Origin of the sequence: Agathobaculum ammoniilyticum (assembly GCF_025567315.1) — a bacterium.
GTDB lineage: Bacteria > Bacillota > Clostridia > Oscillospirales > Butyricicoccaceae > Agathobaculum > Agathobaculum ammoniilyticum.
This window is the reverse complement of sequence record NZ_JAOQJE010000003.1, coordinates 234,023-247,780: the sequence shown is the minus strand read 5'-3', so window position 1 is coordinate 247,780 and position 13,758 is coordinate 234,023. Positions and strand designations below refer to the sequence as shown.

The following is a 13,758-nucleotide window of genomic DNA, read 5'->3' as shown; positions in this document are numbered from 1 at the left end:
TCGCGGGCGGCAGACCCTCCAAAACTGAGCTGCTGGGCTACCGTGAAATCGCCATCTTTAAAAACGGCGTTACGCTGTAAATAAAAAGCTTAGCCGTTATATAATGGAAATCACCCCGTGGGCAGAGACGCCGCGGGGTGATTTTATTGTAAGCGAAAACCACCGGTACAGCCGGTGGTTATGATTTTTTGAAAAAACGGATTGTGTAATCTGCGTGAGGGGTGTGTGCATTCCGGTTTCTGCTATACAAGGGAAGGAAAGTGCTATAATGGGAAAGAAGTTGAGAAATGCAAACCTTTTGCGTGGATATAGTGATAAACGACAGCATTTAGAAACAGGATAATAGCCCCCTCTTCAACGGTAGATCTCCGTCGGAGAGGGGGCTTTTGACGGAATAAAGCGAGCTGGCGTCAGGAAACGCTTGCAGGCAGCTTGCGGGTCGTTTCACGGATGACGAGCTTGTGAGAAATAATTACTTTCTGTGCAATATAGTTAGCGTCGGCGATTCGGTCGGAAAGCATGTTGAACGCTGTTTTACCCATTTCGTAGGCCGGCTGCTCCACTGTGGAAAGATGGGGGGAAACGCATTCGGTCAGGTAAGTCCCGTCAAAGCCGAGGATATCCAGATCAGAGCCGGGCTTGAGCCCGTGGTCATAGGCGTAATTCAGAGCGCCTAATGCGGTCAGATCACTGTAACAAAAGATTGCGGTCGGCTTTTCCGGGAGCTTCATCAGCGCTTCCACGCAATTGTAGCTGTCTAAATAATGGTTGTTACAGATCATTTTGTAGGATGGAACATAAGGGATGCCATGGTCGTTGAGCGCATCCATGTAACCGGCTAAGCGCTTCTTTTCAAACGGGATATTATTCGAGCTAGTGATCATGGCGATGCGCTGGTTCCCGAGGCTGATGAGATAAGAAGTGGCGTCATAGGCGGCGGCTGTGTCGTCAATGCTGACATAGCTGATGTTCGAGCCTTCCGCGATCGCGCCGCATTGAATGATAGGGTACCGTGCGGACAGATCGTTGAGCTGGTCGTTGGGCAGAGAGGTGGTGAACAGAATCACGCCGTCTACCAGGCCGGAAGTCAGCATGTTCAGGTATTTAGTTTCTTTCTCATAGTTTCGGTGTGTAACAGCCATCAGCGTATCATAGCCGGCGGCGCTGGCGCGATGCTCCACGCCTCTCAGAATGGTTGAGAAATAGGGATTCTCCAGCGAAGGGAGCAAAACAAGAATACTGTTTTTTTTCTTGGAATCTGTTTTGGACGAGCTTCTGGGCTTATAGCCGGTGGTGGCGATCACCTGCAGGATCCGCTGCCGCGTACCAGGCGCCACATGCGGATCAGCGTTTAGGACGCGGGAGACGGTTGCTGTGGAAGTTTCAGCAAGCACTGCGATATCGCTAATGGTGATCATAGCGGCATCCTCCTGTTTATATATGTAAATTGCAGTTTGATTATATACCATCCCCACAAAGAAAGCAAGAAAAATACACAAAAATATTGATTGATATATGGTTATTATATAGAAAATAAATAAGACATATTGACTTTATGTAAATTTGGATGTAAATTACAAACATAAAATATGTAATTTACAAATTAGTTACATGGAAATGACGGAGGTGCTGAATTGGAAAAATACATTATTGAAAAGGAGCAGCAGATACCGGTATACGCGGAAACCGATGTTTTGGTGGTCGGCGGTGGGCCGGCCGGTGTCTGTGCGGCGGTCAGTGCGGCACGGCAGGGGGCCAGAGTTCTGTTGATGGAGCGGTATGGTTATCTGGGCGGCATGTCGACAGGGGGCTTTGTCCTTCTGGTGGACTGCATCTGCGATGGGAAAGGCAATCTGGTGATCAAGGGGCTTGTGGAGGAAATGCTGGACCGTCTGCGCGGGGTAAACGGCCTGATCGAACCCGACGAAGCGACGCGTGGTTCTTCCAAGTTGGAGGACATCCTGAAGTGGCGGCGATACGGTGCAACAGGCGGCGAGGATAAAATTGTTCGCTGGAGTCCGGTTATCGATCCGGAACTGATGAAATGCGTGTGCAATGATATGGCGCTCGAATCGGGCGTGCAGCTTTTGTTCCACGCCTGGTTCAGCAGGGCATACATGGTGGATAATAAGGTGCGCGGCGCGATTTTTGAAAGTAAGTCCGGTCGCCAGGCCGTTCTGGCAGATATTGTGATCGACTGCACAGGCGATGGCGATGTATTTTACACGGCGGGCGAGGAATATACAACAGGCAACCTGCCTCTTGGACTGGTATTCCGAGTCGCCAATGTGGATTGTGAAAAGGCCGAGCAGTTTCTGAGCATCCCAGGCAAGGATGAGCAGGTGTCGGCGGATATCAAGGCGGTGCGCGGCATCAACGGCGGCTACAGCTTCGGGGAATTGCCGCAGGGCTTCTATATGAGGAGCAACATCGATAACGTGGTGTGGTTTAACAATACGCTGGCAGGCAGCGCGGTAAGCGTGGATGATCTGACCAAGGTGGAGATCGAGATACGGCAGGCCATGCTGCGGACGCTGGAGTATTTCAGGAAAAATGTGCCGGGCTTTGAAAATGCGGTGGTGATTGACACGGCACCCCAGGTCGGCGTGAGGAGCAGCCGCATGCTGTGTGGGGAATACACAATCACGCGAAAGGAACTGATGGAGGGCGCGAGCTACAGCGATGCAGTGGTGTTCGCCCAGCCGCCATATCGCGGATTCCAGCCGGAGGATGTGCTGAAACAGATCCCGTACCGTTGCTTTGTTCCCAAGCATACGGAGGGGCTGCTGGTGGCCGGCCGCTGCATTTCCGGTGATTTCGGTGCGATTGAGCTGCTGCGCGTCGTACCGACTGCGATGCTGATGGGACAGGCGTGCGGTACCGCGGCGGCGATTGCAGTACAGGATAAGGTTGCGGCTCGGGATGTGGATGTGAAAAAGCTGCAGAGCAGCCTGAGAAAACAAAACGTGTGGATGCCTGTTACAGAGTAAGAAAGGGAGAAAAGAAATGCCAGAAATCAAATATTTTGAGGATTACCAGATCGGCGAGGTCCAGATCTCGTCCGGCCGCACGATGACGGAAGCAGATATCCGCCTGTTCATCGGCTGTTCGGACAACACGCATCCGGTTCATGTGGACGCCGAATACTGCAAGAAATTCCCTGCGATCGGCAGGCCGATCATCCAGGGCATTCTGACGCTGGGTGTCGCGGATGGCTTTATGGCAAAGGAGGTATCCCCGACCAAGGTGCCCTCCGTTCATTACGGCCATGAGAAAATCCGTTATATCCATCCCGTTTATCCAGGGGATACCATCCATTGCCGGTTTGAGGTCGTGGATAAGGCGATCAAAAACGAGGAATTTGGTGTTGTGACCTGGAACGTGCTGGTTTTGAACCAGAACGACGAGCCGGTCCTGTTCCATGTGGATAAGCAGTATATCGGCAGAAAGCCTGCGGCGGCAGAGGAAAAGGAGCAGGGCAAGTGAGCGCACCGTTAAAAAACGTGAAAATACTGGGCTTCACGCATTTTGCCCAGGGGCCGTTTGCCCTGCAACTGCTCGGCGACTTGGGCGCGGAAGTCATCAATATTGAGCGGCCAGGGACAGGGGATTTTAACCGCCATGTTGCGCCGGATGAAAAGCTCGGCGGGGAAGGGCCGTTTTTCCTTGCGATGAACCGCAACAAGCAGGGCATCACACTGGATCTGAAAAGGCCGGAGGCAAAGGAGATCGTCAAAAAGCTGATTCGTGAGTCCGACGTCGTGGTATCGAATTACCGTGCCGGCGTGCTTGATAAGCTTGGCTTGGGTTATGAGGACGGGAAGAAACTCAACCCGCGGATCATCTATTGCGAAGCGATGGGTTACGGTAGCTCAGGCCCTTATGTAAAGCTGCCCGGACAAGATCTGCTGGCACAGGCGATGAGCGGCTACTGCAATATCTGCGGCACGGAGGGGCAGCCGGCAACCGGCGGTATCTATGTGGTGGATATGTACAGCTCTCTGATGTTGGTCGTCGGTATCCTGGCGGCACTCAACCATGTGAAGGATGGGGGAAACGGACAAAAGGTTGAAGTAAATCTGCTCAACTCTGCCCTGCACATGCAGTCACAGGAGCTGTGCTACTACATAAATACCGGTATCATGCCGAAAAAATCCAGGGATTATACGGGACATCCGCTGCAGGAAGCCCCGTACGGCATCTATAAAACGAAAAACGGCTTCCTTGCCATGGCAATCAACGCGGGGCAGGATATGAAGCGATTTTCCGAAATCATCGGCCTGCCGGCATTATATGAGATGATGCCGAACAAAGCGGTTATGCTGCGGGATAAGGAAAAGCTGCATGCGCTGATCGCGCCGCAGATTGAAAAACAGGATACCGAGTACTGGCTGGAGCGTTTCCAGGCGGATGGGTTCTGGGTCGCCAAGGTTAATACCTACGAGGATGTGCTGCACGACCCACAGGTTGCGCATAACCAGATTATTCGGACCATCCATCATCCGGTCGCGGGGGATTTCAAGGCGGTCATCGCGCCGATAGACTTCAGTGAGACGCCGGTCGAGATCCGGTGTGCTCCGCCCACGCTGGGGCAGGATAACCGCAAGGTTCTTTCGCATCTTGGCTACAGCGATGCGGAGATCGATGCACTGGAAGCGTCCGGCGTTTTATAAGGATAGTTGATGCGACAGACAAATACATAGAAAGACGGAGGTTTAATCATGAAACTGCGAAAGATTATTGCAATGCTTACCGCAACAGCAATGGCAGCGGCGGCCCTGACCGGCTGCGGCGGCTCAAAGGAATACCCGTCCCAGAATATTTCCGTTATTTGTCCGTATTCGGCCGGCGGCACGACCGACCTGTGCGTGCGCGGCATGACGGAATCCATTCCGGACGGTGTGCTGCCGTCGGGTGTGAATATTACCGTCAATAACGTGACCGGCGGCGCGGGGCTTGTTGGCGCGAACCAGTTCCGGAATTCCTCCTCGGATGGATATACGCTCGGTATCGTAAACTGTGACCTGGTATTGAGCAAGGTGAACGGAAACACCGATATTTCTTATGACGAATTCACCCCGCTGGCCTGCCTGATGAAGCAGCCGAACCTGATCCTTGTCAGCGCGGACGCCCCGTACGATACGTTTGAGGAATTTGTGGAATACGCGAAAGCGCATCCGGGCGAAGTCAAGGTCGGCAATACCGGCGAGGGTACGCTGACCAAATTGAGCGCGCAGTCCTTTGAGCAGGCGCTCGGCTTGGAGTTTACCTATGTTAATTATGACGGCGATACCAACAGTATCACCGGCGTGGTAGCGGGCGAGGTAGATATGACCTGCTGCTCTGCAGCGCCCGCGATCGGGCAGCTTACTGCCGGCACGATCAAGGCGCTGGCGATCACGGATAATGAACGCACGGAGATGTTTCCGGATGTTCCGGCAATGGGCGAGCTGTATGACGAGTTGAAGGATATCCGGATTCTGACCTGGGTCTACCTTGCAATTAAGAACGACGCGCCGGAGGAGGTTGTGACCTACCTGCAGGACGCGTTTGCACAGGCGAGCGCAACCGAGGAGTTTGAAGAGACGCTGGCGGCGTTCAGTATCATGCCGGCAGAGTTTGAGGGGACGGACGGCGCGCTGCAGTTTATGCAGGAGCAGTACGAGTTCTACGATTCGCTGATCAACTGAAAGCCGCGGGCAGGGCGGTGGAATGCAAAAGTCCCGCCGCCCCGCCTATTATGCAGGAAAGGAAGCCTTAGATGAAAAAATACAACTACATCGTGGCTGCGGTGCTGCTTGTGGTCGGTATTGGGATGATCGTCGGCACGATGGATTTTCCCTATCATGGCCTGTCGGACATCGGCGGCGGCTTTTGGCCCAAGCTGCTGGGTGGAGCGCTGCTCCTCTGCTCGATTGGTCTTGCGCTGGAAACAGCGCTGAAAAAGCAGCCGGACGAGGTCACGATCGATTTCCGCTCAGAAGGCATGAAGCGGGTATTGATTGCGCTGGGGATCATGGTCGTATTTTCCGTTCTGACCTATATTTTGGGTTTCTTCGTGGGTACGTTTTTTATGGTCATCTCCTGTGCGATTCTGCTGGGCGAGCGTAACAAAGTGAAGCTGCTTGCAATACCGGTTGGCGTTATTGTCTTTATCTATGTGGTGTTTGAAATGGTGCTCCATACCAACCTGCCGGCCGGCATATTGTTTTAGGAGGGAAAAAGCATATGATGGAGTATTTTGTTTCCGCTCTGACGCAAGTGGTGCAGCCGCTGAACCTGGCGGTCATTCTGCTTGGGACGATTGTCGGTATCCTTGCCGGCGCGATGCCCGGCTTGTCGTCGATCATGGCGTTGACCATTGTCACCCCGTTTACCTTTTCCCTGGGCGGCAATTCAGGTATCCTTATGCTGCTCGGCGTGTTCTGTGGCGCGATCTACGGCGGTTCGATCACCGCTATCCTGATCAACACGCCGGGGACGGCGAATTCGGCCGCGACCTGTCTGGACGGGTACCCGATGTCCCGTCATTCGCCCGGGCGTGCACTGGCAATCTCTACGATGGCGTCCACGTTCGGCGGCCTGTTCAGTGCGTTCGCATTGTTCTTTACAGCGCCGATGCTGGCGAAAGTGGCGTTGAACTTCGGTGCGCCGGAATATTTTGCGCTTGGCATCTTCGGCCTGAGTATCGTGACGGGTATTTCCTCCAAATCGGTATTTAAGGGCATTATCGGTGCGATTATCGGCCTTGCGCTCGCCACGGTCGGCATCGATGTAATCAGCGGCCAGCCGCGGTTTGCTTTTGGCAGCGTGTACCTGATGGGCGGCATTGCGTATATCCCGCTGCTGATCGGCGTATACGCATTTGCGCAGGGATTGACGCTGATTGAGGAAAAAGTGACGGAAAAAGCAAAAAAGGATATCAAGCTGGAACGGATATTGCCGACTTGGGCGGATATTAAAAAAACATCTCCGACGATTTTGGGCTGCAGCGTGATTGGTACGATTATCGGTGCTATCCCCGGAACGGGCGGCGATATCGCCTCCTGGCTGGGATACACGCAGGCGAAGCGCTTTGCAAAGGATTCCTCGCAGTTCGGCAAGGGTGACCCGCGCGGTATCGCGGCGCCGGAATCGGCGAACAATGCGGTGTCGGGCGGCGCGTTGATCCCGCTCCTGACGCTTGGCATTCCGGGAGACGCAGGCTCTGCGGTCATGTTGGGTGCGCTGATGATGCAGGGTATCATTCCCAGCCCGCTTTTGTTTGAGAACCAACCGGTACAGGTGTATATCATTATTTTTGGCTTGATCGCAGCGAATATCTGCATGGGGCTGCTCGGTTTTGGCGGTATCCGGATATTCTCCAAGATTTCCGGCGTACCCAAGGAAATACTGACGCCGATTATCTTTGTGTTCTGCTGCGTGGGTACTTTCTGTATGAACCACAATGTATATGATATTTTCTTCATGCTGATTGCCGGCGCGGTAGGCTATTTCCTGATCAAGCTGGACTTTGCCATGCCGCCGGTGATTTTGGGCCTGATCCTGGGGCCGACGATTGAGAAAAACCTGCAGAAAGCGCTGGTCCTTTCGGATGGCAGCTTTTCCATTTTCTTCACGCATCCGATCTCCTGTGTCCTGATTGTTATTGCGGTGGTTTCTCTGATGCTGCCGCTGATTACCTACTTTGTTAAAAAGAAGCGAGGGAAGAACGAAGAAGCCGCTGCAGAATAAAAGGAGGAAATACATTATGAAGAAGATTATCAACCGGCCGGAGGATTATACGGATGATATGCTGCGCGGCATCTACGCGGCGCATGGTGATGCGGTCAAATACGCGGCGGGCGACCTGCGCTGCTATTGTACCGCTCACAAAACGCCCGGTAAGGTGGCGATTGTGACCGGCGGCGGCACAGGCCACCTGCCGCTGTTCCTTGGCTATGTGGGAGAGGGGATGCTGGATGGCTGCGGCGTGGGCAGCGTGTTTCAGTCGCCTTCTGCGGAACAGATCTTCCAGATATCCAAGGAGGTCGAGGCAGGGGCCGGCGTGCTGTACCTGTACGGCAATTATACGGGCGACATCATGAATTTTGATATGGCGGCCGAGCTGTGCGAAATGGAGGATATTGAAACACGTTCCATTGTGGGAGCGGATGATGTGAACTCCAGTACCGATCCGGACAAGCGCCGCGGCGTGGCCGGCATATTCTATATGTATAAATGCGCGGCCGCGAAAGCGGCGGAGGGCGGCACCCTTGAGGAGGTGTTCGCCGCTGCGCAGAAAGCAAAGGAGTACACCCGCACAGTCGGTTTTGCGTTGACGCCATGCGTGCTGCCTGAACTGGGACATGCGAATTTCACGCTTGAGGAGAACGAAATGGCCATGGGTATGGGCATCCACGGAGAACCGGGCATCTGGAACGGGCCGGTCAAAACCGCCGATGAAATTGCCGCGGAATCCTTGGAAACGCTGCTGCAGGACATGCCGCTGGTGCCGGAGGACGAGGTGGCGCTGCTCATCAATGGTCTTGGCGCGACATCGGTGGAGGAGCTGTATATCCTGTCCGGAAGTGTTACGCGGCTCCTGCAGGAAAAGGGGGTTAAGCTGTACCGAACCCATGTCGGCGAGTACGCGACAAGTATGGAAATGGCCGGCGCTTCCATCAGCCTTTGCAAGATTGCGGATGAGGAAATGAAGCGGTGGCTGGACGCGCCGGTCTGCACGCCCTTTTACTGCCAGAAGTGACAGGGGGCGTGAAAAATGGATAAGATCACAGCGGAGCAGCTTCCGGCGCTGTATGAATGCGTTGCGGAGGTGTTCGCGGAAAAAAAGGATGAACTTTGCGCGATGGACGCTAACATGGGCGACGGAGATCTGGGTCTTACGATGCAGAAGGGTTATGCGGCCTTGCCTGACCTGATACGGGAAGAAATGCAGGAGGACGTCGGAAAAACGCTGATGAAAGCGGGGATGCGGATGGCCTCGGTTGTGCCTTCCACAATGGGAACGCTGATGGCTTCCGGTATCATGGAGGCGGGAAAGGCGCTGAAAGGAAAGAACGAGATGGGGCCGGCTGACCTGAGCGCGTATTTTACTGCGTTTGCGGCCGGTATCCAGAAGCGCGGAAAATGCAGCAGGGGGGAGCGAACGATCCTGGATGCGGTCGGCGCAGCCGCTGACCGGGCATCGGCGTGCCTGGAAGCAACCCCGGACGCTGGGCTGGCGCAGGTAATGGACGCGGCGGTGTCCGGAGCGGAGGCGGGCGTAGAAGCCAGCCGTGCCATGATGCCCAAATACGGGAAAGCCGCGGTGTTTGCCGCGAAAGCTATCGGTATACCGGACCAGGGGGCGACAGCCGGCATGTATATGCTGAAAGGCATGGCGCGATATATCCGGTGAAAATGGCGGCGAAATGAGCCTGATTACCAGAAAGGACATAAAAATATGCAGAAATTATATGGCACGGTCGTACCGATCGTGACGCCCCTGACCGAGGAGGACAGCATTGACGTTCCCTCGCTGGAGCGGCTGGTGGATCACTGCATCGATAACGGGCTGCAGTGCCTGTATCCCTGCGGCACGACCGGAGAGATGATGTACTTAACCGTGGAGGAACGGAAGCGGGTCGCGGAAGCAGTTGTGCGCCATACAGCCAAACGGGTACCGGTATTCGTGCATGTCGGCGCATGGAACCTTGCTGACACAGTGGAACTGGCGCGTCACGCTGTAGAAATCGGCGCGGACGGCATCGGCGTTGTCACTCCGGTATTTTTTAAGCTGAGCGACCGGGGGCTGATCGATTATTATAAGGCGGTATCCGCCAGCGTGCCGGAGGATTTCCCGATTTATTTGTACGGCATTCCGCAAAACGCGGTCAATGATATCAACCGCGCTGTGGCGGAAACCGTCGCGAAAAGCTGCCGCAATGTGATCGGCATTAAATACAGCTATCCGGATTTCACGCGGATACAGGACTTCATGACGATCAACGATGGGACTTTCAGCGTACTGGTCGGGCCGGATCACCTCCTGGAGGCGGCGTGCGTGGTCGGCGGCGACGGGACGGTGTCAGGCAATGCGATGTGCATACCGGAGCATTACGCGAAGCTCTGGCAAGCGATTCAGGCAAAGGATTACGCGCTTGCGACCCGATACCAGCGGCGCACCAATGTTTTGAATGCGGTAATGTGCGCGGTCAATAATATTGCGGCCTACAAGGTGATTCTCAAAAGGGAGGGCGTGATCTCCACCACGAAAATGCGCCGCCCGATGGAAAGCCTGACTGCGGAACAGGAAAAGGAGCTGCTTGAGGCGCTGGACCGTCTGGAATACCGTACGGTAATGATTTGAGCGCGAGAGGGCATAGGAAAACCCGCCGTTTCTTTTGAAACGGCGGGTTTTCTCTGGCTATTTTACGCGGCCGGAGCGTCTTCGGACGGAGTCTCCTCTACTGGAACATCCTCTGCCGGCGTTCCCTGTGAAACGATCTGGATATCGGCGCGCAGAATCAACTGTTTTGCGCCAGTGCTGCCCGCATCGCCAAGCACAAAGGAAAGCTCATGGCTGCCCTCTGAGGCGTCTTCCGGAATGCGGAGCAGATACTCGCTGGACGCGGCATCGTTTTCGATGGTAAACGCCGCGTTGGAATAGCCTGCGATGTCCGCGCCGTCCCATTGCCAGCGCGCCGGAAGCTGGACGCGGGCGATCCCGTTTTCGCCGGTGATATCCGCGGTAACGAGCAGCGTTTTGCCGGGATAGGATGCCGCGCTCCGGATATTGAGCGAGCCGCCGTATTCCACCGGCCGCTGTTCCACCGGAAGGGCTGTTTCACAGCGGATCTCAGTGCCGTCGAACATGGTCAGGACAAAGGCGATGTCGAGCGTATCGCCAGACAGATCCTTGAGCGTATATTGCAGCGTGCTCGTCTTATAGTCGGCGGTCAGGAAGCTGCTGTTCCCATAGCCATCGACCGCCGCGCCGTTGACATACCACTGCGCCTTGCAGGCGTAGGAGGCGGAGACGCCTTCCAGCCGTGCGGTGACGGTAAACGGCTGGTACGGACGGACGCTGTCCGGAGCTGCGGTAAGCTGCACACTGGTCGTTTTGCGGGCCGCATCCCGCTTTTGGATTTCAGCAAAGCCGTAATCAAGAAGCTGGCGGGAATCCGCGAAGCGCTGCGCGTCGCTGGTGGATTTCATAACTACCGCGATCACACGCCGCCCATCCCGTACCGCGGTCGTGGTGACGCAATAGCCTGCCTCCGCGATGGTTCCGGTTTTGAAGCCGTCCAGCCCTTCGTAAGGCGCCATGGTATTGAGCAGGTGATTGGTGTTATTATAGTAGGAGCCGTTGAAGTTGAACCCGCTTTTGGAGGTGATGCGCAGGATATCGGGATAATCGTCGATAAAGCGGCGGGTGAGCTTGGCCTGTGAGCGGGCCGTAATATAATTGGGCTGCGCGCCGTGGCAGTTGTAATAGGTCGCGTTCAGGCCGAGGTCCTTGGCGGTCTGGTTCATGCGGGCGACAAATGCGCTCTCACTGCCGCTGATATGCTCGGCCATGACGATGCACGACGCGCTGGCGGAGGGAATCATGATCAGGTGAAGCAGCGTATCGACCGAGTAGGTGGCACCCTCGGTCAGCGGTACGGCGGTGGGATAGCTGGCGTCGCGGGATTTGACAGCCGCGTTGTGGCTGATCTTGACCTGGGTGTCCAAAGTCAGGCGGCCGGCCTCCAGCTCCTGATAAATGATGTAGGCGGTCAGCACCTTGGTCATACTGGCCGGCACACGGGCGATGTCGGCGTTATACTCGTAAAGCGTTTCCCCAGTCTGCGCGTCCATGACGAAAACGCTTTCCGCCTGGTAGCTGAGCGCGGCAGCGCCGGGCGCGAGGCCGCAGAACAGCACCAAGACGGCCAAAACGGATGCGATCAGTTTTTTTCTCATACAGTTTACCCCCCTTGAAAATAAAAAGCAGACATTGCGCAAGGAATGCGGTGATGCTGCATAAATTATAGCATCGGTGGAGAAAAAAGTAAATTTAGAAAATCGCACGCGGCGCAAAAGAAACGGGAAAAGTTCAGACAATGTTCAAAAACTTCCGGCTCTGCATGCTATACTAAAGCATAGGGCATACTAAGGCACACGGAATCGGATGAAGGTGGAGTGCTTATGAAGACGCTATACTATGGAGGCCCGATCCGCACAATGGAGAGCGGCGGGCTGGCTGAAGCGCTGCTGGTCGAAAACGGCGTGATCGCGGCCGTGGGGACGCGGGAAAAGCTCGCGGCATGGGCGCGCGGCGCGGCAGAGATCGACTTGGATGGGCGTGCGCTGTTGCCTGCGTTCCTGGACGCGCACGGCCATTTTTCCGGCGCCGCGCAGGCGCTGCTGCAGGTCCCGCTGGAGGAGGCCGCCAGCCTGGACGAGATCGGACAGGCGCTGTCGCATTTTATCACGGCCAACAAAATACCGGACGGGCAATGGGTTGTGGGGAAAAGCTATGACCAGAATACGCTCGCGGAGCGGCGCCATCCGACCCGCGCACTGCTCGACCGCGTTTCCGCGGCGCATCCGATCATGGTGGTGCATCAGTCCGGACATATGGGGGTGTTCAACTCTCTGGCGCTGGAGCTGCTCGGCGTGAAAGTGGACACGCCCGCGCCGGCGGGAGGCATAATTGGTACGGAAAACGGTGTGCTGACCGGATATATGGAGGAAAACGCGTTCCTGCAGTACCAACAGCAAGTGCCGATGCCGGATATGGAGGACCTGATGGAGGCCTATCGCCGGGTGCAGGAGCAGTATGCTTCCTATGGCGTGACAATCGTGCAGGAGGGAATGATGCCCGAAAGCCTGATTCCGATGTATCAGACCTTGCTTGCGCATCGGCTGCTTACGCTGGATGTGGTGGCATATCCGCCTGTGGATGCCTGGGATGAGGTGAGCGCGGCTTTTCCGGAAGCGGTCCGCCGGTACCATTGCCATTTCAAGCTCGGCGGGTGCAAGATATTTCTGGATGGCTCCCCGCAGGGCCGTACCGCGTGGATGCGGACCCCATACCAAGGCGCGGAGGACGGGTACCGAGGTTATGGCACCATGAGCGGGCAGGCGGTGCAGGAAGCGCTCGTGACAGCCTATCATGGAGGGCTGCAGGTATTGGCCCATTGCAACGGGGATGCGGCGGCGGAGCAGTTTTTGCAGGCCGTGGCCGCGGTCGAGCGGGAATTTCCAGATTTCCGCGGCCTGCGGCCGGTCATGATCCATGCGCAGCTTCTTGGCTTGGACCAGATGGAGGCTGTCAAGCGGACCGGCGTGCTGCCATCGTTTTTTGTGGCGCATGTGTATCGGTGGGGCGAGGTGCATATCCGCAATTTCGGACTGGCGCGCGCACAGCATATCAGTCCGGCGCGCGCGGCGCTCGAGCAGGGGATCCCGTTCACATTCCACCAGGACACGCCCGTGCTGCCGCCGGACATGTTGGGTACCGTCTGGTGCGCGGTCAACCGGCTGATGGAAAGCGGCGCCGTGCTCGGCGCGGACCAGCGTATCCCTGTGGAGGACGCGCTGCGTGCGGTTACAGTCCACGCCGCTTACCAGTATTTTGAGGAAGCGCGCCGCGGCTCTCTGCGGCCGGGCAAAGCGGCCGATCTGGTGCTGCTGGACGCCGATCCGTTAGCGGTTGGGCCGGATGCGCTGCGGCGGGTGCGCGTGCTGGAAACGGTCAAGGCAGGGGAAACGATTTACCGTGCATGA

The 13,758-nt window shown here is 56.0% G+C and carries 12 protein-coding genes; 10 read left to right on the top strand and 2 right to left on the bottom strand.

Going from position 1 to position 13,758, the window contains the following annotated elements; genetic code table 11:
- Positions 1-410: 410 nt before the first annotated feature.
- Positions 411-1,418, bottom strand: a complete 1,008-nt coding sequence (locus tag OCV66_RS05225; protein WP_159068049.1) for a LacI family DNA-binding transcriptional regulator — start codon at positions 1,416-1,418, stop codon at positions 411-413.
- Between the two features lie 216 nt (positions 1,419-1,634).
- Between OCV66_RS05225 and OCV66_RS05220 the strand changes: the two genes are divergently transcribed.
- The 9 genes from OCV66_RS05220 to OCV66_RS05180 all read left to right on the top strand — a co-directional run bounded on the left by OCV66_RS05220 (position 1,635) and on the right by OCV66_RS05180 (position 10,351).
- Positions 1,635-2,990, top strand: a complete 1,356-nt coding sequence (locus OCV66_RS05220) for an FAD-dependent oxidoreductase (RefSeq protein WP_147573857.1) — start codon at positions 1,635-1,637, stop codon at positions 2,988-2,990.
- A gap of 16 nt (positions 2,991-3,006) precedes the next feature.
- Positions 3,007-3,486, top strand: a complete 480-nt coding sequence (locus tag OCV66_RS05215; protein WP_054326087.1) for a MaoC family dehydratase — start codon at positions 3,007-3,009, stop codon at positions 3,484-3,486.
- Complete coding sequence (locus tag OCV66_RS05210; RefSeq protein ID WP_147573856.1) at positions 3,483-4,673, top strand: CaiB/BaiF CoA transferase family protein; 1,191 nt, start codon at positions 3,483-3,485, stop codon at positions 4,671-4,673. Before OCV66_RS05215 ends, OCV66_RS05210 begins: the two co-directional genes overlap by 4 nt.
- Before the next feature lie 48 nt (positions 4,674-4,721).
- Positions 4,722-5,690 (top strand): tripartite tricarboxylate transporter substrate binding protein, encoded by a 969-nt coding sequence (locus OCV66_RS05205; RefSeq protein ID WP_107630731.1) that lies wholly within the window; start codon positions 4,722-4,724, stop codon positions 5,688-5,690.
- 71 nt (positions 5,691-5,761) lie between these two features.
- Positions 5,762-6,214, top strand: a complete 453-nt coding sequence (locus OCV66_RS05200; protein WP_054326090.1) for a tripartite tricarboxylate transporter TctB family protein — start codon at positions 5,762-5,764, stop codon at positions 6,212-6,214.
- A gap of 14 nt (positions 6,215-6,228) precedes the next feature.
- On the top strand, positions 6,229-7,734 hold the full coding sequence (locus tag OCV66_RS05195) for a tripartite tricarboxylate transporter permease (RefSeq protein ID WP_207724459.1): 1,506 nt from the start codon (positions 6,229-6,231) through the stop codon (positions 7,732-7,734).
- A 16-nt stretch (positions 7,735-7,750) separates the two neighbouring features.
- Entirely contained in the window at positions 7,751-8,746 is a 996-nt protein-coding gene (locus OCV66_RS05190; protein WP_054326091.1) for a dihydroxyacetone kinase subunit DhaK, read from the top strand.
- Positions 8,747-8,761: 15 nt separating this feature from the next.
- Positions 8,762-9,400, top strand: a complete 639-nt coding sequence (locus OCV66_RS05185) for a dihydroxyacetone kinase subunit L (RefSeq protein WP_054326092.1) — start codon at positions 8,762-8,764, stop codon at positions 9,398-9,400.
- 45 nt (positions 9,401-9,445) lie between these two features.
- Positions 9,446-10,351 carry a dihydrodipicolinate synthase family protein gene (locus OCV66_RS05180; RefSeq protein ID WP_054326093.1) on the top strand — a complete coding sequence of 302 codons (906 nt, stop codon included), beginning with the start codon at positions 9,446-9,448 and terminating at the stop codon, positions 10,349-10,351.
- Positions 10,352-10,413: 62 nt separating this feature from the next.
- Here the strand turns inward: OCV66_RS05180 and OCV66_RS05175 are convergent, their stop codons facing one another.
- Entirely contained in the window at positions 10,414-11,949 is a 1,536-nt protein-coding gene (locus OCV66_RS05175) for a D-alanyl-D-alanine carboxypeptidase family protein (RefSeq protein WP_054326094.1), read from the bottom strand.
- A gap of 225 nt (positions 11,950-12,174) precedes the next feature.
- On the opposite strand from OCV66_RS05175, the gene OCV66_RS05170 reads away from it, so the two are divergent.
- Entirely contained in the window at positions 12,175-13,758 is a 1,584-nt protein-coding gene (locus OCV66_RS05170) for an amidohydrolase (RefSeq protein ID WP_147573855.1), read from the top strand.

Excerpts from the sequence above, each read along its gene's own strand:
- OCV66_RS05200 (WP_054326090.1), top strand. The coding sequence starts at position 5,762 with ATGAAAAAATACAACTACATCGTGGCTGCGGTGCTGCTTGTGGTCGGT.
- OCV66_RS05195 (WP_207724459.1), top strand. The coding sequence starts at position 6,229 with ATGATGGAGTATTTTGTTTCCGCTCTGACGCAAGTGGTGCAGCCGCTG.
- OCV66_RS05225 (WP_159068049.1), bottom strand. The coding sequence starts at position 1,418 with ATGATCACCATTAGCGATATCGCAGTGCTTGCTGAAACTTCCACAGCA.
- OCV66_RS05170 (WP_147573855.1), top strand. The coding sequence starts at position 12,175 with ATGAAGACGCTATACTATGGAGGCCCGATCCGCACAATGGAGAGCGGC.
- OCV66_RS05190 (WP_054326091.1), top strand. The coding sequence starts at position 7,751 with ATGAAGAAGATTATCAACCGGCCGGAGGATTATACGGATGATATGCTG.
- OCV66_RS05185 (WP_054326092.1), top strand. The coding sequence starts at position 8,762 with ATGGATAAGATCACAGCGGAGCAGCTTCCGGCGCTGTATGAATGCGTT.
- OCV66_RS05180 (WP_054326093.1), top strand. The coding sequence starts at position 9,446 with ATGCAGAAATTATATGGCACGGTCGTACCGATCGTGACGCCCCTGACC.
- OCV66_RS05215 (WP_054326087.1), top strand. The coding sequence starts at position 3,007 with ATGCCAGAAATCAAATATTTTGAGGATTACCAGATCGGCGAGGTCCAG.
- OCV66_RS05205 (WP_107630731.1), top strand. The coding sequence starts at position 4,722 with ATGAAACTGCGAAAGATTATTGCAATGCTTACCGCAACAGCAATGGCA.
- OCV66_RS05175 (WP_054326094.1), bottom strand. The coding sequence starts at position 11,949 with ATGAGAAAAAAACTGATCGCATCCGTTTTGGCCGTCTTGGTGCTGTTC.